A 23,094-nucleotide genomic window follows, 5' to 3' on the forward strand; every position below is an offset into this window, starting at 1 on the left:
GCATTAAATAAGTGAAGAAGCCCCGCACGAAAGTGCGGGGCTTTTTTACGTCTGCACTTTGCCACGTTAAGCTGAAACATTTTCATTTTCTGCATCAAACCTCGACATCTTACAACGATCAGGCTAATGTTGGGCATCTGGATGTCTAAACGTTTATATGGTTGTAAGAGGTGAGCAGGTTATGCCAATCAGGGTTCCCGACGAATTACCGGCAGTGAATTTTTTGCGTGACGAAAATGTCTTTGTGATGACATCGTCGCGCGCCAGTGTTCAGGAGATCCGCCCGCTTAAAGTGCTCATACTGAATCTGATGCCGAAAAAGATCGAAACGGAGAATCAGTTTCTGCGTCTGCTTTCCAACTCGCCCTTACAGATCGATATTCAGCTGCTGCGCATCGACAGCCGCGAGTCACGCAATACGCCCACTGAGCACCTCAACAACTTCTACTGCAATTTTGAAGATATCCAGCATGATAACTACGATGGCTTAATCGTGACAGGTGCACCACTCGGGCTGGTTGATTTTAATGATGTCGCTTACTGGCCACAGATTCAGCGCGTTCTGCACTGGGCCAATGAGCATGTCACCTCAACCCTGTTTGTCTGTTGGGCGGTTCAGGCTGCGCTTAACATTCTGTATGGTATCCCCAAGCAAACCCGGCATAACAAACTGTCTGGCGTCTATGAACATCAGATACTGCATCCCCATGCGTTACTGACCCGCGGTTTTGATGATAATTTCCTCGCACCGCACTCACGCTATGCTGATTTTCCCACTCATTTGATAACGGATTACACCGATCTTGAGCTGTTTGCTGAATCGGAACAAACCGGTGCCTATCTGATGGCGAGTAAAGACAAACGTCTGGTGTTTGTTACCGGTCACCCGGAATATGATGCCCTGACGTTGTCTGGTGAGTATCATCGCGATTATGAAGCGGGGGTGAATCCGGAAGTCCCTTATAACTATTTCCCGCAGGATAATCCGGTATTGCCACCCCGCGCCACCTGGCGCAGTCACGGCAATCTGTTGTTCTCGAACTGGCTCAACTACTACGTTTACCAGATCACGCCGTTCGATCTGCGTCACATGAACCCAACGCTGGAATAGTCCCGTCTGAAGATCAACTGAACCGTGTTAGCCGATGGCAACACGGTTTTTTTTCGCCTTTAAAACGTTAACTGAAAGCGATTCCTTTAATGGATTAAAGTTTTATTTCAGATAAAACATCAGGATAGGTTGTTTTGTATTTAAAAATGGAAATAGTTTTTGATTTAAAAAAATAAATGCTTATGCTCTGATCCTGTAGCTCACAAAATAAACACCGTGTGGATCCGCTGCTTTCGATCCTTTGAATACAGGAGAACGCCAGCATGACAGACTCAGTGATCAGCCATACCCTGATTTTCAGCCAGCCCTTTAGCCATGCAGAACAGCAGCTGTTAACGCCCGAGGCTGTTTCTTTTTTAGAGTCTCTGGTCGCACGCTTTGCACCGCAACGCGAAGTGCTGTTATCGGCTCGCCAGCAGCGTCAGCAGCAATATGACCAGGGCTATCTGCCAGACTTCGATATGGAAACGGCTTCCATAAGGGCCAGTGAATGGCGTATTCAATCTATTCCGGCAGATTTAGAAGATCGTCGGGTCGAGATCACCGGTCCACCCGATCGGAAAATGGTGATTAACGCCCTGAACTCAAACGTTAAAGTCTTTATGGCCGACTTTGAGGATTCGCTCTCTCCGGAGTGGTCAACGTTGATTGAAGGGCAGCTGACACTGCGCGAAGCAGTACAGGGCACCCTGAGTTATACCAGCGACAAAGGCAAAATTTATCAGCTCGGCGCTACCCCTGCGGTACTGATGTGCCGGGTGCGCGGTCTGCATCTGTCAGAAAAACATGTCAGCTGGCAGGGAAAGGCAATTCCGGGCGGGCTGTTTGATTTCGCGCTCTATTTCTTCCACAACGTCCGGCCGTTACTGGCCAAAGGCAGCGGGCCTTATTTCTATCTGCCGAAAACCGAGAGCTGGCAGGAGATCGCCTGGTGGCGTGAGATCTTCAGTTTCAGCGAGGATCAGTTCGATCTGCCGCGTGGCACGATCAAAGCCACTGTCCTGATCGAAACCTTACCCGCCGTGTTTCAGATGGATGAGATCCTGTGGAATCTGCGCGATCACATTGTTGGCCTCAACTGTGGCCGCTGGGATTACATCTTCAGCTATATCAAAACCCTGAAACAGCATGCGGATCGCGTGCTGCCGGATCGCCAGTCCGTCACCATGTCTCAGCCTTTCCTGGACGCTTATTCGCGACTGCTGATTAAAACCTGTCATCGGCGGGGGGCTTTTGCGATGGGCGGGATGTCAGCGCTGATCCCCGCTAAAGATCCCACGCGCAATGCCTGGGTACTGCAGCGCGTGACGGAAGATAAGCAGCGGGAGGCAGGTAACGGGCATGACGGCACCTGGATTGCTCATCCTGGTCTGGCAGAGACCGCGATGGCGGTCTTCAACGCTGCGCTGGGCGACCGGCCAAACCAGCTGCAGGTCATGCGGAAAGAGGATGCGCCGATCACAGCGGAGCAGCTGCTGGCGCCCTGCCAGGGTGAGCGCACCGAAGCCGGTATGCGCGCCAACATCCGTGTTGCGCTGCAATATCTGGAAGCGTGGATCAGCGGTAACGGCTGTGTCCCGATTGACGGACTGATGGAGGATGCCGCCACCGCTGAGATCGCACGCACCTCAATCTGGCAATGGATTCATCATCAGCAAATGCTGAACAACGGCCAGCAGGTCACAGCTGAACTGTTTCTGCGCTGGCTTAACGAAGAGCTGCATCTGCTACAAAACGCGCTGGGCGAAGCCCACTTCAGCGCCGGTCGCTATGACGACGCGGCGCAGCTGATGGCTCAGATCACCACCGAGCGCGAGCTGGTTTCCTTTCTTACCCTGCCAGGCTATCGCCTGATCCCCTGAACAGAGGAGCTATTGCCATGACACGTACTCAACAGATCGATCAACTGGAACAACTCTGGCAGACCGCACGCTGGCAGGGCATTACACGCCCTTACAGCGCAGCAGAGGTCGTCAATCTGCGCGGCTCGGTCCTGCCCGCCTGTACGCTGGCAGAGCGCGGTGCGGAAAAATTATGGGCGTTGCTGAATGGCGAGGCGAAGAAAGGGTATATCAATAGCCTGGGTGCGCTGAGCGGCGGGCAGGCACTGCAGCAGGCCAAAGCGGGCATCGAAGCGATCTACCTTTCTGGCTGGCAGGTAGCGGCGGATGCCAACGTGGCGGGGCAGATGTATCCCGATCAGTCGCTCTACCCGGTGAACTCGGTGCCGGAAGTGGTGACGCGCATTAATCAGACCTTTCAGCGCGCCGATCAGATTCAGTGGTCCAGCGGCATTGAAGCGGGGGACAGCCGGCACACCGATTTCTTCCTGCCAATTGTGGCCGATGCTGAAGCTGGTTTTGGCGGCGTGCTGAATGCGTATGAGCTGATGAAGGCGATGATTCAGGCGGGCGCGGCGGCGGTCCACTTCGAAGATCAGCTGGCGGCGGTAAAAAAATGCGGTCACATGGGCGGCAAAGTTCTGGTACCGACTCAGGAAGCCATTCAGAAACTGGTAGCGGCACGGCTGGCTGCCGATGTGATGGGCGTGCCAACCGTGCTGCTGGCACGAACTGATGCCGACGCCGCTGACCTGATTACCTCAGACTGCGATGAATACGATCGTCCCTTTATCCAGGGCGACCGGACGGCAGAAGGCTTCTTCCGCACCCACGCCGGCATTGAACAGGCGATCAGTCGCGGGCTGGCCTATGCACCTTATGCTGACATCCTGTGGTGTGAAACCTCAACGCCGGATCTGGCGATGGCGCAGCGCTTTGCCGACGCCATTCATGCGCGTTTCCCCGGCAAGCTGCTGGCCTACAACTGTTCACCGTCGTTCAATTGGAAGAAGAACCTCGATGACCGCACCATCGCGAAGTTTCAGCAGGCGCTCAGCGACATGGGCTATCGCTTCCAGTTCATCACGCTGGCGGGCATCCACAGCATGTGGTTCAACATGTTCGATCTGGCCCACGCCTACGCCCAGGGCGAAGGGATGCGTCACTATGTTGAAAAGGTTCAGCAGCCTGAGTTCGCTGCCCGCGATCGCGGTTACAGCTTCTCTTCGCATCAGCAGGAGGTGGGCACCGGCTATTTTGATCAGGTGACTAATATCATTCAGGGCGGTAAGTCCTCGGTCACCGCGCTCACCGGTTCGACCGAAGAGCATCAGTTCTGACCCTTTTCCTCTGACTGATTTCCCGTCCGCAAACCGCGGGCGGGCGTTTACCGGAGCTGATTATGCCGCCACGCGAATCATTGATCGCCCACACTATCCTGCAGGGTTTTGATGCACAGTATGGTCGCTTTCTCGACATCACCGCTGGCGCGCAGCAGCGGTTTGAGCAGGCGGAATGGCAGGCGGTGCAGCATGCCATGAAGGCCCGTATTCATCTCTATGACCATCACGTCAGCCTGGTTGCCGATCAACTGCGGGTGCTGAACGGTGCGGCCAGCTGGGATGAGATGTTCTGGCTGCGGGTTAAGGACCACTATCAAAGCCTGCTGCCCGGCTATCCACGACATGAAATTGCCGAAAGCTTCTTTAATTCTGTCTACTGCCGGTTACATGGACATGCCGATCTGCAGCCGGACCGGCTGTTTATCTTCAGCTCTCAATCCCTGACCGCACCGGTCACACCTTTGCGCCCGTTATCGCGCCGTTATCAGCCGGAGCGGGGCTGGCTGGCACTGGTGGATCAGGTGTTGAGCGATTTACCGCTGACGTTGCCGTGGCAGCAGCGCGCTCGCGACGTCGGCTGGATTGTCCGCCACCTGCAGTCGCATTTTCCCCGGCTGAACCAGGGCTGGCTCGAGGTCAACAGTGAACTCTTCTATCGTAACAAAACTGCCTGGCTGGTGGCGCGCCTGCATCTGCCGGAGGGCATCTTGCCCTGTCTGCTGCCGATCCAGCGCAGTGAAACGGGCGAACTGTGGATCGACACCTGTCTGACCGATGTGAATGACGCCAGCATTGTGTTTGGTTTTGCCCGCGCCTATTTCATGGTTTATGCGCCGGTGCCTGCGGCGCTGGTTGCCTGGCTGCAACCGATTCTGCCTGGCAAAACCCTGGCGGAGCGCTATATGGCGATTGGCTGCCAGAAGCACGGTAAAACCGAGAGCTATCGCGAGTATCTTCAGGCGCTGGCAGAGAATGAGACGGCCTTTGAGATCGCACCCGGCGTGCGCGGCATGGTGATGCTGGTCTTCACGCTGCCGGGTTTTGACTGGGTGTTCAAGGTCATCAGGGATCGCTTCGCGCCGCAAAAAGAGGTGACGGAAGCGCAGGTCCGCGCCTGTTATCAGCAGGTCAAAGAGCACGATCGCGTGGGACGTATGGCGGATACGCAGGAGTTCGAGCAGTTTGCGCTGCCGCTGTCGCGCATCTCACCGGCGCTGCTGGCAGAACTCCACGCCTGCGTGGCTGAGAAGCTGCATATCGAAGGCGATCGCCTGATTATTCGTCACCTGTGGCTGGAGCGCCGTATGCAGCCGCTTAATCTCTACCTGGCCCAGGCGAATGCCGCAGAGCGACGTCACGCGATTGAGGAGTATGGCAATGCCATCCGACAGCTGGCGGCGGCCAATATCTTTCCCGGAGACATGCTGTTTAAAAACTTCGGCATCACCCGCCATGGCCGGGTGATTTTTTACGATTACGATGAGATTCGCCCGATGCAGGAGCTGCACTTCCGGGAGGTGCCCGCGGCGCGCTATGAGGAGGATGAACTCAGCGCCGAGCCCTGGTACAGCGTCGGGCCGGACGATGTCTTCCCGGAAACCTTCCGCTATGCGTTATGCAGTGAAGCCGCTACCGGCGCATTGCTGTTACAACTGCATCCGGAGATATTCGACGCCCGCTGGTGGCGCGCGCAGCAGCAGCGCATCGCCCAGGGCCATGTGGAAGAGGTGATCGCCTGGCGGCAGACGCAGCGTTTCAGCGTCTGCTACGGCGCAGATAAAGTTAACGACCGCTGTACGCCAGCGTAACCTGGCGCGCTTCGCGGATGACCAGTGCACCTAATTCAGTAATCCGATCGTCTGTCATGCGGGCGATGGGGCCGGAGATGGAGAGCGCGGCAAACGCCTCGCCATGTTCGTCATAGATTGGCGCGGCGACACAACGCAGTCCAAGCGCATGTTCTTCATCATCAAATGAGAAGCCCGCTTTGCGCACCAGCGCCAGATTCTCTTTCAGACTCTGCGGCGACATCAGGGTTTTCGGCGTGTAGTAATGCAATCCTTTCTGATGCAGCAGGGCGGTGACCTGCTCATCGCCCAGATGGGCCAGGAACGCTTTGCCTGCGCCAGACGCATGCATCGGCAGCTTGCCGCCAATCGGCGCGGACATTCGCATCAGCTGGGTACACTGCACCTGATCAATGATCACCGCCTGGTGATCGCTGAGATCCAGCACCGCCAGATTCACCGTTTCACCGGACTGCTCCATCAGGCTACGCAGCACCGGGTGTACCAGCGCCAGCAGGTTACGGCTCTGCAGGAAACTGCTGCCGACCACGAAGGCGTGTGCGCCGATCGTCCACAGCCCGAGATCGCCCACCTGCCGGACAAAACCCTGCTGCTGCATGGTGCTGAGCAGGCGATGCGTGGTGGAGTTAGGCAAACCCGCCTGCTGAGCCAGCTCGGTCAGCGCTACGCTGCCATGTGAGTCAGCAATCAGCTCCAGCAGCGTCAGGCCGCGGGTCAGCGATTGCACCTGACCGCCCGCGGGTGCGGCGACAGGGGTGCCACGGGGTTTCTTGCCGCGCTTAACAGGAACCGGCGTTGCCATCATTGTTTCTCCTTTTGCATTGTGGAAATCATTTTCGTTTTAATCACGCGCATTGCAAACGCTGGTTTTCTGGTCAGACCTGTACAGCCGTGACCTGAAAAACTCTCAGTCGAGGTTACTTTGTCGCCTGACCAGCTTGTGCCAGAATGAAAAACGGGCTTTTCCGCCAGCAGACTGACGTGAATGGGGCAACAGTGAGCAATAAAATCGACGCGTTAAAACAGCAGCTCGCACAACGCATTATGGTGCTGGATGGGGGGATGGGCACCATGATCCAGAGCTATAAGCTGGAAGAAGAGGATTATCGCGGCAGCCGTTTTGCTGACTGGCCCTGCGATCTCAAAGGCAATAACGATCTGCTGGTGCTGAGTAAACCGGCGGTGATGCGCGAGATCCACGACGCCTATCTGGCGGCGGGTGCGGATATCCTCGAAACCAACACCTTTAACGCCACGTCGATTGCGATGGCGGACTACCAGATGGAACGTTTATCGGCGGAGATCAATTTTGAAGCGGCCCGCCTGGCGCGAGCCTGCGCCGATGCGTGGACGGCGAAAACGCCGGATCGTCCGCGTTATGTTGCGGGTGTGCTCGGCCCGACCAACCGCACCTGCTCGATCTCACCCGACGTCAACGATCCTGCCTACCGTAACGTTACTTTTAATCAGCTGGTGGAGGCGTACCGCGAATCGACCCGCGCGCTGGTGGAGGGCGGGTCCGACATCATCATGATTGAAACGGTGTTCGATACGCTGAATGCCAAAGCAGCCGTCTATGCGGTGCAGACCGAGATGGAAGCGCTGGGCGTTGCGCTGCCGCTGATGATCTCCGGCACTATCACCGACGCCTCCGGCCGAACGCTCTCCGGCCAGACCACCGAAGCTTTTTACAACTCGCTGCGTCACGCCGAACCGCTCTCTTTTGGCCTGAACTGCGCGCTGGGACCCGACGAGCTTCGTCAGTATGTGGCGGAACTGTCGCGCATCGCTGAAGGCTACGTGACCGCCCATCCCAACGCCGGTCTGCCCAATGCCTTTGGCGAATATGATCTGGATGCGGAACTGATGGCGCAGCAGATTGGTGAATGGGCCACCGCCGGATTCCTGAACATTATCGGCGGCTGCTGTGGCACCACACCGCAACATATCGCTGCCATGGTGGCGGCGGTTGAAGGCGTTGCACCGCGTCAGTTGCCGACGATCCCGGTGGCCTGCCGTCTCTCCGGTCTGGAGCCGCTTAACATCACCGCAGAGTCACTGTTTGTTAACGTCGGTGAGCGCACCAACGTCACCGGCTCAGCAAAATTTAAAAGGCTGATCAAAGAAGAGAAGTATAACGAAGCGCTGGAAGTGGCGCTACAGCAGGTGCAGAGCGGCGCGCAGATCATCGACATCAACATGGATGAAGGCATGCTCGACGCCGAGGCGGCGATGGTACGCTTTCTGAATCTGATTGCTGGCGAACCCGATATTGCCCGCGTGCCGATCATGATCGACTCCTCAAAATGGGAGGTGATTGAGAAAGGGTTGCAGTGCATTCAGGGCAAAGGGATCGTGAACTCAATTTCGATGAAAGAGGGTGAAGCGGCCTTTATTCATCATGCGCGTCAGGTCCGGCGTTACGGCGCGGCGATGGTGGTCATGGCGTTTGACGAAGTGGGTCAGGCGGATACCCGCGCCCGTAAAATTGAGATCTGCCGCCGTGCTTACCGGATCCTCACCGAACAGGTCGGTTTCCCGCCGGAAGATATTATCTTCGACCCCAACATCTTTGCGGTCGCCACCGGCATCGACGAACACAACAACTACGCCATGGATTTCATTGGTGCCTGCGAAGATATCAAGCGCGAGCTGCCCCATGCGATGATCTCCGGCGGCGTCTCCAACGTATCGTTTTCATTCCGTGGCAACGATCCGGTGCGTGAAGCGATACATGCCGTCTTTCTCTATTACGCCATCCGTAAAGGCATGGATATGGGCATCGTCAACGCAGGCCAGCTGGCGATTTATGATGATTTGCCGGCAGAACTGCGCGAGGCGGTAGAGGATGTGATTCTTAACCGGCGGGATGATGGCACCGAGCGGCTGCTGGCGCTTGCGGAGAAATACCGTGGCGGCAAAAGCGATGGCTCGCAGGAAAAACAGCTCGCGGAATGGCGCAGCTGGGACGTGGTGAAACGGCTGGAGTATTCGCTGGTCAAGGGGATCACCGAGTTTATAGAGCAGGATACCGAAGAGGCGCGCCAGCAGGTACCACGGCCGATAGAGGTGATTGAAGGCCCGCTGATGTCCGGCATGAACGTCGTCGGTGACCTGTTCGGTGAGGGCAAGATGTTCCTGCCGCAGGTGGTGAAATCGGCGCGCGTGATGAAGCAGGCGGTGGCGTATCTGGAACCCTTTATCGAAGCCAGCAAAGAGGCGGGGCGCAGCAACGGTAAAATCGTGCTGGCCACGGTCAAAGGCGACGTGCACGACATCGGCAAAAATATTGTCGGCGTGGTGCTGCAGTGTAATAACTACGAAATCATTGACCTTGGCGTGATGGTGCCGGGCGAAAAAATTCTCAAAACGGCGCGCGAAGTGAATGCGGACATCATCGGCTTATCAGGCCTGATTACGCCGTCGCTGGATGAGATGGTCAACATGGCGAAAGAGATGGAGCGTCAGGGCTTTACCTTACCACTGCTGATTGGCGGCGCGACCACCTCGAAGGCGCATACCGCTGTCAAAATTGAGCAGCATTACAGCGGCCCGACGGTCTACGTGCAGAACGCTTCACGTACCGTTGGCGTAGTGTCGTCGCTGCTCTCCGCCACGTTAAAAGAGGATTTCGTCGCCCGAACCCGCAAAGAGTACGAGACCGTGCGCATTCAGCATGCACGCAAAAAGCCGCGCACGCCGCCGGTCTCGCTGCAGGCGGCGCGCGATAACGCCACCTCAATTGACTGGGAGAGTTACACGCCACCCGTGCCGCACCGTCCCGGGGTCAGCCAGGTGGAGGCCAGCATTGAAACACTGCGCAACTACATCGACTGGACGCCGTTCTTTATGACCTGGTCGCTGGCGGGCAAATATCCCCGCATCATGGAGGATGAGGTTGTGGGTGAAGAGGCGCAGCGTCTGTTTGCCGATGCCAATGCGATGCTCGACAGATTAAGCCAGCAGTCGCTGCTGAAGCCACGTGGCGTGGTCGGTATTTTTCCGGCTAACCGGGTCGGCGATGATATTCATCTCTACAGTGATGAGCGGCGGGATGAGATTTTGTGTGTGAGTCATCACTTACGCCAGCAGACCGAAAAAACCGACTTCGCCAACTACTGTCTGGCGGATTTTGTGGCCCCGAAATCGAGCGGCAAAGCGGACTATCTCGGTGCCTTCGCGGTGACCGGCGGGCTGGAAGAGGATGCGCTGGCGGAGGCGTACGATCGTCAGCATGACGACTACAACAAGATCATGGTGAAAGCGCTGGCTGACCGTCTGGCGGAAGCCTTTGCCGAATATCTGCACGAGCGGGTACGTAAGGTGATCTGGGGCTTCGCGCCCAACGAAAATCTCAGCAATGAAGAGCTGATTCGGGAAAATTATCAGGGGATACGTCCGGCGCCAGGCTATCCGGCCTGCCCGGAGCACACTGAGAAAGCCGCCATCTGGCGTCTGCTGGCGATGGAAGAACAGACCGGCATGAAGCTCACCGAATCCTTTGCCATGTGGCCGGGCGCGTCAGTCTCTGGCTGGTACTTCAGCCATCCTGACAGCCGCTATTTCGCCGTAGCGCAGATCCAGCGTGACCAGGTGGAAGATTATGCGGTACGCAAAGGGATGTCGTTAACGGAAGTTGAGCGCTGGCTGGCGCCGAATCTCGGCTACGACGCGAACTAAATAAAAAAGCGGCCTGAGGGCCGCTTCAGACTGCTGACAAATCCAGCTCCGGTTAAATCTGGCAGCAATGAAGAAACTCAACGCGCAGGGAACCCGGTCAGAGGAGGAAAGCGTCCCGCGCCAGGGACGGCGCGGGCCGAGCGGCCAGGGATGGCATTAGCGCCTTTCCGATCTGACCGGGTTCCCTGAGCAGGCGCGATCTCATTGCTATGCTTTGCTTCAGGCGTATGCTCCCTGAGCCTGCTTTCTGTTAACCGCATGAAACGGCCCTGAGGCCGCCATCTGCTTAGTTAAAGCGCGCGTCGCGATCGGACGTCAGATCATACAGCTGGTACTTGCGACCCAGCATCTGACCGCCATCACGCGTCAGCGGCACCCAGTTCACCTGCGCGCGACCGCGCGTTGGCGTCACGGTGAACAGATCCATTGGGATGGAGATATAGAAGCCTTTGGTGAAGTCGCCTTCGCCATACTCTTCAGACGAGACGTTGGTTTTGGTGGCATAGACACCCACCATCACGCCACTGTCGAAGCGCTTCGACACATCGACCGTCACGCCTTTATCTTTCGCCAGATACTGACCGACGCTGGTTTTCACCAGTACATCCTGCATGAACCATGGACGCCAGTAACCCGTCAGGTTGCCGGTTGAGGCTTTATAGCGGTTAAACTGCATCATGTTGTCCCAGTCACGCTGACGGACATAGTTGGCATCGACGCCCACCGCCCAGTTCGCATCGACCGGACGATAGAGCAGCTCGCCGCCCACGCCGCCATACATCGTCTCCAGGTACCCGCCGTAAACCTGACCATAGAAGCCGTTACCGAGGTGGCCCATATAGTTCGCCTGCAGATCGTTGACGTAGACGTTGTTCTCAACGTAGTCGCGGATATGGGTACGCACGCGCGGCAGCGAAGAGTCCGCCGGTGCGCCGTTGTAGTTGAACTTGTCGTAGTTGTTGGCGAGGTTACCAAACAGACTACCGCCCACCAGCAGGTGATCCGTCAGCCAGTAATCAGCGTTAGCCATTACGCCGACCTGATACATATAGAAGCTTTCCGGGCCGCCCACCGACTGATTCAGCACTGGTGAGAGGCTGTAGTTCAGGCGATCCTGACGAATAAACATACCCTGCTCGGTGCTACCCGGATCGACCGGTTCTTTGCGGGTCTGTTGCAGTGGCTGCTCATGGCCCAGCGGATAGCCTTCCAGATTGTTACGCAGGCTGGCGACCTGCGTCTCAGTCGTCACCTGTGGCATGTTAAAGCGCGACTCGGTGACATTGATAGTGTCGATGCCGTCAGGCAGGTGGTTCATGATGATGCGGTTCGCGCGATCCACCCCTTCACGGGTATCGCGATACTTCGTCTGCTCGCCTGACACATAGATCGTGTGACCCTGAGTCTGAATACGCGGACCATCGAGACCGGCATTGTATTTCAGATCGGTTAACTGAGTGCCCACCACCGTCGGCTCCAGCAACTTAGGTTGCGGCTGCGGATTGTAGGAAGGCTTCTCACTGTCGATGTGCGCCTGACGCAGATCGTTGAAGTTGGTGCGAATGGTGACACCAAACATAAAGGTGTTACCGCGTTCGTAGCTGGCGTTGATGTCAGCCCAGTCGGTCAGGCGATAAATCGCGCCGACGTTGAGCTTGCTGCGCTGCTCAAGGCGACCAGCAAAGTCATTCTGGTAGTCGTTGCCCTCATACTCCATTTTAAGGCGCAGCGGCTGCCAGGGCGTCTGATACTCCACGCCGCCAAACAGCGCCGTCGGGCCGTGGAACATCTGCGAGCCGTTGATTGAACCCGCTTCGCCCACCTGCGGACGCTGGCAATAGCTGTCGCTGTATGAGCAGAAGGGGTTCTTCACGGTGCCGCTGTTGCCGAGATAGCCCCAGCCAAGCCCCAGGGTAAAGTCGAACGGTCCCCATGCTTTGGTCGCCACCAGGTATTCGCTGTCGAACAGACCGGTACCGCCCAGATCGCGGGTGCCCACCGCCACTTCCGGCAGCCAGAAGCCCTCCTGCCACAGACGGAGTTTCAGGTCGAAGGCTTTATCTTTATAGCTCTGCGTGCCGCTGAATTCTGAGACCGCACTGTACTGACGGGTACGCACGTCGGTATACCGCACCGTGGTCTCCAGCCAGGGAAAGAGCTGCAGTGACGCGGAGTAGTATCGGTACTGATCGTTGTCGCGTGCGTTGAGGCTGAACTCGCCCTCTTTGGCCATGCGCGCCGTCGGCACCTGCATCAGACCCACGCCGCCGAAATCGGATTGTGAAGGGCCCACCGGCTCGGGCCAGGTGTCAGCCTGCGCCTGACAGGCTGCCGCCACGGAAACAGCCAACAGGCTGAAGAGATAACGTTTTTTCATCAGTCTGGTATCCGGTGAGTCAGTACGGAAAGGATGCGTTCATTAAGGTCTTCATAGCTGCCTGGCAGGCTCCATGACGAAAAGCCGAGCCAGATAATGCTGCCTGGCTCCACTTCCGCGTGGCGATGATTCCAGTAGGCAACCGGCACCTGCTGTGTGGCGCCTGAAGGTGCAATCACGGTGACAAAATTGCGTTCTGCCCCGGAGAGTGCGTCATGACCATCCAGATAGTCGCGTACTGATTTACCCGGCTGCCAGCTCACTTTGCCAGCGCCGCTCAGCGCGCCGAGCAGCAGCACAGAATCTGAGGGGGCCTGCAGATAGAGGTCATAGCTGCCTTCCAGCCGACGGTTGTCAGCCGGATGCAGACGGATCCAGTCCGGGTCGAGCGACGTGAACTGGCGACCTGCTACTTTGATGGCGCTCAGCTGGCGGATCACCTCATCAATGGCCGCCGCCCGATCGCCGCTGCTGTCGGCACGCCAGGCACGTAACGCGCCCAGCGTCTGTTGATAGTGCTGCTGTGCCACTGCGCTGGCGCCGCGCTCGGCAATAAAGGTCGTGCGCCAGTCAGTGTTGACCTGCAGTGGAGGCAGAGTCACCAGCTGGGAGAGATCCGCGACCTGGCTCAGCTCAGCCTGACCGCCGTTGTGCGGTGCATGAACGATAACCTGCGCAGTTGCCTGCGCTTCTGCGGCGCTGAACAGGCTCAGCCCGGCCAGCAAAAAAGTGATTTTTTTCATGATTTCGCCGGCTTCAGAATAGTGATATCTACAGGGAAGGCGTCTGCCGCCAGCATCTGATGGGCCTGCACCACATCGCCGCTGCTGTTATCGATCCAGAAGGTGTTTTCCCACTCGCGGTTACTGCTGTCGATGCTCACCTGCTCATGCCAGACGCGGCACGGAATGCGGTTGCCCGCCACGGTCAGGACTTCGTCGGTGCCGCGCTGGAAGGTTGAACGCACAGTCGCGCCGCGAACCTTGCCCTGTTCGGTCCACTGCACGATGCGGGTCCAGCCTGCGCCGTTGCTGATATGCAGGCTGTCAGCGAGCGGATCCTGTTGCAGATTGCTGACGCTCAGCAGGTTATCCGGCAAGCCCAGGGTTTTAACCAGGCGGCCATGCTGTGTCACCAGCATCGCCTGGTCCTGTGTCACCCATTTCTGCTGACCTTTCTCGTTGTAGCCGAGCACTACAAAAATGCGCGGACCTTCATTCAGGCGAGCATAGAGACTGGCATAGGGAAGATTGTTGACCTGTTGATCGGTAACGGTCACGTCGTCCGGACCGTTAACCGCAAGCAGCAGAGTCTGTTCAAGACCTTTTTGCGTTTGTGTACAGGCCTGCAGCAGCAGGCAAGCGAGCAGCAGAGGAAGTTGGCGCACTGTGTGTCCCTGATAAGTCATGCCAAAGTAAAAAATAACCACACAGGCGTGTGGTTATGTTTAAAGGTGCTCTGCCCGTCCCGTTCCGGCTGCAGAAATACAGGTTACGTGGCTCAGCGTCCTCACTCACCGAAGTCAGTGGTTCAGCCTCTGCCCGTTTGCTGCAGATCAGCAATCAGACGGGGGTCGGGCATCCATCAACGAGTGGTGCTCGTCGTGGTCGTGGTTGTTGTACCGGTATTTGCACCGTCACCACCGCCAGAAGCGGCAATGCCGAGCCCGACCAGCGCGCCAAGCGCACCGATACCCACAGCGGTCGACGTGCCAGCAGAGATTGCTCCCGCCTGCGCGCCAGCTGCGGTACCAGCTTCTTCCGGCGCAGCAAATGCGCTGGAAGAGACGGCAACGAAGATCAAGGCTGCACCGGCAACCATAGTTTTTTTCATAACAGCGTTTCCTGCATTGAGTGAATGAAGGATCTCTGTCCGCTGAGGTTGCAACGCAGTCAGACTGCGGCAAAATCGACGGACAGTCCCATTGCGGGCGCGTTCAGTATAGGGCAACAAAATACCAGAGTTCAGCACCGGAAAAACCAGGGTGAATAGCGGGGTGGGCGCGTGATTTAATTAGCTGGATTGGGGATAACTACTTTTTATATCGGAATATTTCGGGCTGATGCCAGATATTTCGCTGCTGGCGAATCAATTGCAAAGCGGAATGTTCTTTTTTATTAATATCTGGTACGGAATAAGAATAATCAGAATTTACTCAGGATTGCTGAAACTGAATATGATTATGAATCAATAGCTAACAATAGAGATTGCCCCATTTCAGGACCATTTTATACTTTATGCTGGCCCGTTCAGCGCATCGATGTTCAGAATTATCTTAGGTTATTTTAAGACTTTTCCCTGACAACCCATGCTCTCCGACGATATAAACAGCCCATTCAGATGTAAAAACAGACATAAAAAGGGCGGCAAAGTGGCCGCCCGATGAAATTAACGCCGATTAACGCCAGGATTTATAGCGGTTAATTAAGGCATTAGTGGAGCTGTCGTGAGTGGTAATTTCGTCCTCGTTTTCCAGTTCCGGCAGAATACGGTTCGCCAGCTGCTTACCTAATTCCACACCCCACTGATCGAAGGTGAAGATATTCAGGATGGCACCCTGAGTGAAGATTTTGTGCTCATACAGGGCAATCAGTGCGCCCAGGCTGTAAGGGGTAATCTCACGCAGCAGGATGGAGTTAGTCGGGCGGTTACCTTCAAACACCTTGAACGGCACGATATGGGCCACAGACTCTGCAGATTTACCGGCATCGGTAAACTCTTTCTCTACGACGTCGCGTGACTTACCAAACGCCAGCGCTTCAGTCTGGGCAAAGAAGTTAGAGAGCAGCTTCGGATGGTGATCCGCGAGCGCATTATGGGTAATGGCCGGCGCAATAAAGTCGCACGGAACCAGCTTGGTACCCTGGTGGATCAGCTGATAAAACGCGTGCTGACCGTTGGTGCCAGGTTCGCCCCAGATGATTGGGCCAGTCTGGTAGTCCACCGGATGACCGGCACGATCCACATACTTGCCGTTTGACTCCATATTGCCCTGCTGGAAATAGGCGGCAAAGCGGTGCATGTACTGGTCGTAAGGCAGAATCGCTTCGGTTTCAGCACCAAAGAAATTGTTGTACCAGATGCCAATCAGCGCCAGCAGCACCGGCAGGTTCTGCTCAGCCGGCGCAGAGGCGAAGTGCTGGTCCATGGCATGTGCGCCGCTCAGCAGCTGCTCGAAGTTATCGAAACCAATCGAGAGAATGATCGACAGGCCGATCGCTGACCACAGTGAATAACGGCCGCCAACCCAGTCCCAGAATTCAAACATGTTGTTGGTGTCGATACCGAATTCGCCCACCGCTTTGGCATTGGTCGACAGCGCAGCAAAGTGTTTCGCTACGTGCTGCTGGTCGCCTGCCGTTTTCAGGAACCAGTCGCGCGCGCTGTGGGCGTTGGTCATGGTTTCCTGGGTGGTGAAGGTTTTCGATGCCACCAGGAACAGGGTGGTTTCCGGGCTGAGATCTTTCAGCGTTTCGGCGATGTGGGTGCCGTCAACGTTAGAAACAAAATGCATGTTCAGATGGTTTTTGTACGGGCGCAGCGCTTCAGTCACCATAAACGGGCCGAGGTCAGAGCCGCCGATACCGATATTCACCACGTCGGTGATCGCTTTACCGGTATAGCCTTTCCATTCGCCGCTGATGATGCGCTCAGAGAAGCCTTTCATCTTATCCAGCACCGCGTTGACCTCTGGCATCACATCTTTGCCATCCACCAGAATCGGCGTGTTACTCCGGTTACGCAGCGCGACGTGCAGCACCGCACGATCTTCGGTGCGGTTAATCTTCTCACCCGAGAACATAGACTTAATGGCACCGCTCAGGTCGGTCTCTTTGGCCAGCGCCTGTAACTTATCGAGGGTTTCCTGGGTGATGCGGTTTTTGGAGAAATCCACCAGCATCTGATCATCAAAGGTGGCAGAGAATTTGGCAAAACGATCGGCATCCTGGGCGAACAGATCGGCAATTTCTACCGACTTCATCTGCTCAAAATGCTGTTGCAGCGCTTTCCAGGCTGCGGTTTGTGTCGGATTGATATTTTTCATGGCAACACTCTTGTTGATATTAAGAACCGTCATTCCATCGGAGGCACATCATGCCCGTTTAGCGTTTCAGTATGACCACAGTTGTAACTGAAAGGAAAAATTTTGTCAGCGCGCGCCGGACAGGCGATCTGAACGCCGCTGTTTATCGCCAGCATTCACTGGCGCGAACAGCCAGCGGACCGCAGAGGCAACGCGCGGTAAAGTGTGACGCGAAAGTCTGCGCAAAACGTTGTGCCGTATCAGGGATTGCTGCATGGGCTGAACCCATTAAGCACTGTAGCCGCTGCGACGCAGAGTCATTTGTTTTCTGATGCGGCGCTCCGGGCATCGCTGACATTGACAGCAGGTCCAGAAAAGGCTAGATCTATGCGCCTACTTGCGCACCTGTGCGCAAGCCAGAAGAGGCGCGTCGCCCAGGCAGTGTGTTGGAGGAACCGTATCCGGTGAAAACACATGATGGGGAGCGACGCCGAGGTGGGTCAGCACGCGGTGTGCTGCCTGTCGGCTACAGGGGCTGAATCCTCTGGGTTGTCACCAGAAACGTCTGCAGTCGACGTTTCGCAAGGTGGGGCGCTTCTGGGTGACTCGTCTATCCGATCTTGTCCGCCCGTTTCTGCTCTTTCCTTGTGCCTGGCTGAAAGAATGTTTCTCGACCCTTTCATCGGCGAGAACAAGATAACCTGACACGAGGTCCTACATGTCTCAAACACTGATAGTGGCAAAATTCGGCGGCACCAGCGTAGCCGATTTTGAAGCGATGAACCGCAGCGCCGATGTGGTGTTGCAGGACGCCAGCACGCGTCTGGTGGTGCTCTCTGCTTCGGCGGGCATTACTAATCTGCTGGTTGCGCTGGCTGAAGGCCAGCAGGCTCCTCAGCGCGCTGTGCTGCTTGATGATATCCGCCGTATCCAGTACGCCATTGTTGATCGCCTGCAGCGTCCGGAAGTGATCCGCGATGAAATTGATCGGATGATCGACAATATCAGCATGCTTTCCGAAGCCGCCTCACTGGCAACCTCGAATGCCCTGACCGATGAACTGGTCAGCCACGGTGAGCTGATGTCATCACTGCTGTTTGTGGAAATTCTGCGTGAACGCCAGGTTAATGCGGAGTGGTTCGATGTCCGCAAGGTAATGCGTACCGACGATCATTTTGGCCGGGCAGTACCGGATGTACAGGTGCTGGCGGAGCAGGCGACGGCGCAGTTACAGCCGCGCATTGAGCAGGCATTGGTCATTACTCAGGGGTTCATCGGCAGTGAAAGCGAAGGGCGCACCACCACCCTGGGTCGCGGCGGCAGTGATTACACCGCCGCGCTGCTGGGCGAAGCGCTGAATGCGGCGCGTGTGGATATCTGGACGGATGTGCCGGGCATCTACACCACCGATCCGCGCGTGGTGCCGACGGCGAAGCGTATTGATGAAATTACTTTTGAAGAAGCCGCTGAAATGGCGACGTTCGGTGCGAAAGTGCTGCACCCGGCGACGCTGCTTCCCGCTGTACGCCGGGGTATTCCGGTATTCGTCGGTTCCAGTAAGGATCCGGCAGCCGGTGGGACCCGCGTCTGCAATGAAACCCGCAACCCGCCGCTGTTTCGGGCGCTGGCGCTACGCCGTAAGCAGACGCTGTTAACGCTGCACAGCCTTAACATGCTGCATACGTTTGGTTTCCTTGCCGAACTCTTCAATATTCTGGCGCGTCATAACGTCTCGGTTGACCTGATCACCACCTCCGAAGTGAGCGTGGCGCTGACGCTCGACACCACCGGATCGACCTCAACCAGTGCCAGCCTGCTGACCCAGGCTTTACTGACTGAACTCTCGTCGCTGTGCCGGGTTGAAGTGGAAGAAGATCTGGCGCTGGTGGCGATTATCGGTAATCAGCTGTCAAAAGCGTGCGGCGTCGGCAAAGAGGTATTTGGTGTGCTCGACCCGTTCAACCTGCGGATGATTTGCTACGGTGCCAGTAGCTACAACCTCTGCTTCCTGGTACCGGGCAACGATGCTGAAAGCGTGGTACGTACGCTGCATCGTAATCTGTTCGAGTAAACTTCTCTGCCATTCAGGCCGCGTCAGCGCGGCCTGAAAAACGGCAAGAATGGTTCATATCTCCCTCATTACTCCCCATCACGCGACTTCCGATAAATCCCCTTAATACATAAAGTTACATTCTGTTATTGCCAAATGGCAACCCCTTTCTCTGCGCATTTCGTGCACCTGCATTGCGCTCCCTTCCCGCAGATTTATAATCCCGCCGCTGAATCAATTCACCCAAATTTAGGAAATATCATGAAAAGGTTAGTCGCAGAGGCGCTGGGTACCTTCGTGCTGGTGGCCGGCGGTTGTGGTAGTGCCGTGCTGTCAGCTGCGTTCCCGGAGCTGGGCATTGGCTTCATGGGCGTGGCGCTGGCTTTCGGGCTGAGCGTGCTGGTCATGGCGTATGCGGTCGGTCACATCTCAGGCGGGCACTTTAACCCGGCGGTGACCCTGGGATTAGTGGCAGGCGGACGTTTTCCCGCGTCTCAGGCTATCCCTTACATCATCGCGCAACTGGCTGGCGGCATTGCCGCTGGCGCGGTGCTCTATCTGATCGCCAGCGGTAAAGGCGACTTCAGTGCAGCGGCCAGCGGCTTTGCGGCGAATGGCTACGGTGAACACTCGCCGGGCGGCTTCAGCCTGCAGTCAGGTATGATCGCCGAAGGGGTGATGACCGCTATCTTCCTGATTGTGATCATGGGTGCCACCAGCGAGCGCGCGCCGAAAGGCTTTGCACCTATTGCGATTGGCCTGGCGTTAACCCTGATTCATCTGATCAGCATTCCGGTGACGAATACCTCGGTTAACCCGGCACGCAGCACCGCGGCAGCCCTGTTCCAGGGTGACTGGGCGATCTCTCAGCTGTGGATGTTCTGGTTAATGCCGATTATCGGTGCCGTGATTGGTGGTTTGATCTACCGCGGTTTAGATGAAAAAGCAGCGTAATTTCGTCAATAATCAGCGGATCGGCAGCAGTCGATCCGCATTTTCCCGCCTCGACCCATCTTCGCCTTACGCCATGATAATGAAATGTTATGATCCGGCCTTCGTCACGGCAGTCGTTCCTGCATGATGACTCTCTATGGCAAATCTGCATAAAACATAACATTCTTATAAGGAAGTCTGGCTATGCTCGCCACGTTAACCCGCCTGTTCCCGCTCTGGGCCGTGCTGTTGTCTGTCGCCGCTTATTACTCTCCAGGTACGTTTCTCGGCATCGGACCCTGGGTCACTTATCTGCTGATGCTGATTATGTTCGGCATGGGTGTGACCCTGAATATCGACGATTTTAAACGGGTCCTGACCCGACCTGCGCCGGTGATTGCCGGAACCTTTCTGCACTATCTGGTGATGCCGTTAGCCGCCTGGGGACTGGCAAAACTGTTTCATATGCCGCCCGATCTGGCTGCCGGTATGATTCTGGTCGGCTCAGTTGCCAGCGGCACCGCCAGCAACGTCATGATCTATCTGGCGAAGGGGGATGTGGCGCTGTCGGTGACGATCTCGTCAGTCTCTGCGCTGGTGGGTGTATTCGCCACGCCGCTGTTAACCCGCTTTTATGTTGATACCCACATTCAGGTTGATGTGGCTGGCATGCTGCTGAGCATCGTGAAGATCGTCGTGATCCCCATCTCCCTGGGACTGATCATTCATCACAGCATGAACAGCGTGGTTCGCCGGGTGGAACCCTGGCTGCCTGCGTTTTCGATGGTCTGTATTCTGCTGATCATCAGTGCGGTGGTGGCGGGCAGTCAGGCCTTTATTGGATCGGTGGGTCTGATGGTGATCGCGGCGGTGATCCTGCATAACGCGATTGGCCTGCTTGGCGGCTACTGGGGCGGTAAGCTGTTTGGCTTCGATGAGTCAACCTGCCGTACCCTGGCGCTGGAGGTCGGCATGCAAAATTCCGGTCTGGCGGCGACGCTGGGCAAACTCTACTTCTCACCGCTGGCGGCATTGCCAGGCGCGCTGTTCTCGGTGTGGCACAACCTGTCAGGTTCACTGCTGGCGGGTTACTGGTCAGGGAAGCCGATTAAGAAGAAGTAACAGTGGCGGCGCACTATTGCACTGCGCCGCATCTCACTGCTGCCGCGCCGGACGATCGTCGCTCCGGCGCGGCAGGTTATTCACTCCGCTCAGTTTTATTCATAGTCACGTTCATCGTCGGGCTGTTCCAGCACCGTGTAGGCCACACTACAAAACAGTGAATTCAGGCGCTTCATGTCGCCCAGTAAACCGAGATGCAGCGAACTGGTCTCAATGCTCTGCACGTTCTTCTGGTGCAGGCGGTCAACATGCGCATGAGAGTAGCGGCGGATCATCAGACGGAAACGATGTTTAGCGCGGCGCAGACGTTTAGCGCTGGTGATATCGTGTGACAGAAACACCGACAGACTCATTCTGAGGTTAGCGATCAGCAGCTCATGCAGCTCCTGCAGCTCTTTTAATCCCTCGGCAGAGAACGCGCGGCCCGCTGCCAGTGACTTGTCAGCGACATCGCCGCTCATCCGCTCAATGATGTCCCCGGCCTGCTCCAGATTTAGTGACATTTCAATGATTTCGCCCCAGCGACGTGAGTCCTCTTCGGGGAGGTCCTCTTTTGGCATCCGCGCCAGATAGAGTTTGATGGCGGTATAGAGCACATCGACATCATCATCCAGCCTGCGCACCGTGCGTTCCTCGCGGGATTCGCCATGTACCACCTTATTAAACGCCTCCAGCATCTGCTCCAGCACGTCACCCATGCGCAACGCTTCGCGGGCGGCATTCACCAGCGCCAGCGCCGGCGTATCCAGTGCGCTGCGATCGAGGTGCTTCGGCTTGAGGTGCAGCGCGTTATCCACGTCGTCGGCGATCATACGGCGACAGAGGCGCGCCATCAGGTCAGCAAACGGCACCATCGCCACGCAGCGGATCAGGTTGTAAAACACATGGAAGAAAATCACTAACTCTTCATCGTTGACCGGCAGCTTATCCAGCCACTCCGCCACAATATCGACAAACGGCAGGATGAACACGCAGCCGATCAGCTTGAACAGCAGGCTGCCGAGCGCCACGCGCTTGCCCGCGGCATTCGAGCCGCTGGCGTTGATCATCGCCAGCAGGCCGCTACCGAGATTGGCACCAATCACCAGACAGAGCGCCACCTTGAACGAAATCACGCCGGTGGCGGTGAGCGTCGCGGTGATCAGCACCGCGGCCAGGCTGGAGTAACTGATGATGGCGAACACCGCACCCAGCAGCGCATCGAGCATCACGTCGCCGGTCAGGCTGGAGAAAAGCACCTGGACACCGGCGGCCTGGGTAATCGGGCGAGCCGCTTCGACAATCAGCTGCAGCGCCAGCAATATCAGGCCCAGGCCGATACTGGCCCGGCCTAACTGACCCGCACGGGTCTGCTTGCGGCTGAGGAAGAACACCACGCCAAAGAAGATAAACAGCGGTGAGAGCCAGGAGAGATCAAACGTCAGGATACGCGCCATAATCGCGGTGCCGACATCCGCGCCAAGAATCACCACCAGCGCGGGCGTCAGGCTGACCAGATTCTGCGCCACAAAAGAGGTCACCAGCAGCGTAGTGGCGTTGCTGCTCTGCACCAGCGTGGTCACGCCAATGCCCGCCAGAAACGCCATCGGTTTTTTTTCTATGCTGCGGCTCAGGACGCGGCGCAGATCGGCACCGTAAACCCGCATGATGCCGGTTCGTACGATATGCGTGCCCCAGACCAGCAGGGCCACCGCAGAGAGTAAATTAAGCAGGGTTAACACGTGGTGTCGCTCCTCGAATGTCAGGCTCAAAGCACAGACTGCCAGCCTGACGGAAGAGAGCAATCTGTGAAGGGGATTGCCGTG

General features: G+C 56.7%; 15 protein-coding genes and 1 riboswitch. Of the genes, 8 read left to right on the forward strand and 7 right to left on the reverse strand.

Features of this window, described 5'->3' with window-relative positions:
• Positions 1–181: 181 nt before the first annotated feature.
• The 4 genes from metA (at position 182) to aceK (ending at position 6,103) form a co-directional block, all read left to right on the forward strand.
• Positions 182–1,111 carry a homoserine O-succinyltransferase gene (gene metA / locus HFD95_RS12555; protein WP_010252696.1) on the forward strand — a complete coding sequence of 310 codons (930 nt, stop codon included), beginning with the start codon at positions 182–184 and terminating at the stop codon, positions 1,109–1,111.
• Positions 1,112–1,374: 263 nt separating this feature from the next.
• Positions 1,375–2,973: a malate synthase A gene (gene aceB, locus HFD95_RS12560; protein WP_167430313.1), complete on the forward strand. Its 1,599-nt coding sequence runs from the start codon at positions 1,375–1,377 to the stop codon at positions 2,971–2,973.
• A gap of 17 nt (positions 2,974–2,990) precedes the next feature.
• Positions 2,991–4,292, forward strand: coding sequence for an isocitrate lyase (gene aceA / locus HFD95_RS12565; protein ID WP_010672196.1), 1,302 nt, complete (start codon positions 2,991–2,993; stop codon positions 4,290–4,292).
• A gap of 62 nt (positions 4,293–4,354) precedes the next feature.
• A complete protein-coding gene (aceK, locus tag HFD95_RS12570) occupies positions 4,355–6,103 on the forward strand; it encodes a bifunctional isocitrate dehydrogenase kinase/phosphatase (protein ID WP_010672197.1) in 1,749 nt (582 codons plus the stop codon).
• On the opposite strand, the gene iclR is transcribed toward aceK, so the two are convergent.
• Complete coding sequence (gene iclR, locus HFD95_RS12575) at positions 6,078–6,905, reverse strand: glyoxylate bypass operon transcriptional repressor IclR (RefSeq protein WP_010252683.1); 828 nt, start codon at positions 6,903–6,905, stop codon at positions 6,078–6,080. The genes aceK and iclR overlap by 26 nt on opposite strands.
• 194 nt (positions 6,906–7,099) lie before the next feature.
• Between iclR and metH the strand changes: the two genes are divergently transcribed.
• A complete protein-coding gene (gene metH / locus HFD95_RS12580) occupies positions 7,100–10,783 on the forward strand; it encodes a methionine synthase (RefSeq protein ID WP_167430379.1) in 3,684 nt (1,227 codons plus the stop codon).
• A 286-nt stretch (positions 10,784–11,069) separates the two neighbouring features.
• Here metH and HFD95_RS12585 read toward each other — a convergent pair whose 3' ends face one another.
• The 5 genes from HFD95_RS12585 to pgi all read right to left on the reverse strand — a co-directional run bounded on the left by HFD95_RS12585 (position 11,070) and on the right by pgi (position 17,205).
• The gene (locus HFD95_RS12585; RefSeq protein WP_167430314.1) at positions 11,070–13,160 is read right to left on the reverse strand and encodes a YjbH domain-containing protein; all 2,091 of its coding nucleotides are present in this window, start codon (positions 13,158–13,160) and stop codon (positions 11,070–11,072) included.
• The gene (locus tag HFD95_RS12590; RefSeq protein WP_167430315.1) at positions 13,160–13,903 is read right to left on the reverse strand and encodes a capsule biosynthesis GfcC family protein; all 744 of its coding nucleotides are present in this window, start codon (positions 13,901–13,903) and stop codon (positions 13,160–13,162) included. Before HFD95_RS12590 ends, HFD95_RS12585 begins: the two co-directional genes overlap by 1 nt.
• Positions 13,900–14,547, reverse strand: a complete 648-nt coding sequence (locus HFD95_RS12595) for a YjbF family lipoprotein (protein ID WP_010672200.1) — start codon at positions 14,545–14,547, stop codon at positions 13,900–13,902. Before HFD95_RS12595 ends, HFD95_RS12590 begins: the two co-directional genes overlap by 4 nt.
• Positions 14,548–14,744: 197 nt before the next feature.
• On the reverse strand, positions 14,745–14,993 hold the full coding sequence (gene yjbE / locus HFD95_RS12600) for an exopolysaccharide production protein YjbE (protein ID WP_010252668.1): 249 nt from the start codon (positions 14,991–14,993) through the stop codon (positions 14,745–14,747).
• A 565-nt stretch (positions 14,994–15,558) separates the two neighbouring features.
• Positions 15,559–17,205: a glucose-6-phosphate isomerase gene (gene pgi, locus HFD95_RS12605; RefSeq protein ID WP_033759516.1), complete on the reverse strand. Its 1,647-nt coding sequence runs from the start codon at positions 17,203–17,205 to the stop codon at positions 15,559–15,561.
• Between the two features lie 391 nt (positions 17,206–17,596).
• Positions 17,597–17,789: riboswitch (Lysine riboswitch) on the forward strand.
• Between the two features lie 113 nt (positions 17,790–17,902).
• Between pgi and lysC the strand changes: the two genes are divergently transcribed.
• The 3 genes from lysC to panS all read left to right on the forward strand — a co-directional run bounded on the left by lysC (position 17,903) and on the right by panS (position 21,289).
• Positions 17,903–19,255, forward strand: a complete 1,353-nt coding sequence (gene lysC, locus HFD95_RS12610) for a lysine-sensitive aspartokinase 3 (RefSeq protein ID WP_022625207.1) — start codon at positions 17,903–17,905, stop codon at positions 19,253–19,255.
• 240 nt (positions 19,256–19,495) lie between these two features.
• A complete protein-coding gene (gene aqpZ / locus HFD95_RS12615) occupies positions 19,496–20,188 on the forward strand; it encodes an aquaporin Z (protein WP_167430316.1) in 693 nt (230 codons plus the stop codon).
• 183 nt (positions 20,189–20,371) lie between these two features.
• Positions 20,372–21,289 (forward strand): ketopantoate/pantoate/pantothenate transporter PanS, encoded by a 918-nt coding sequence (gene panS, locus HFD95_RS12620; protein WP_010252655.1) that lies wholly within the window; start codon positions 20,372–20,374, stop codon positions 21,287–21,289.
• Between the two features lie 95 nt (positions 21,290–21,384).
• On the opposite strand, the gene HFD95_RS12625 is transcribed toward panS, so the two are convergent.
• Positions 21,385–23,010, reverse strand: coding sequence for a Na/Pi cotransporter family protein (locus tag HFD95_RS12625; protein WP_010672204.1), 1,626 nt, complete (start codon positions 23,008–23,010; stop codon positions 21,385–21,387).
• Positions 23,011–23,094 lie beyond the last annotated feature (84 nt).

It is taken from the genome of Pantoea sp. EKM10T (assembly GCF_011800685.1).
Taxonomy (GTDB): domain Bacteria; phylum Pseudomonadota; class Gammaproteobacteria; order Enterobacterales; family Enterobacteriaceae; genus Pantoea; species Pantoea agglomerans.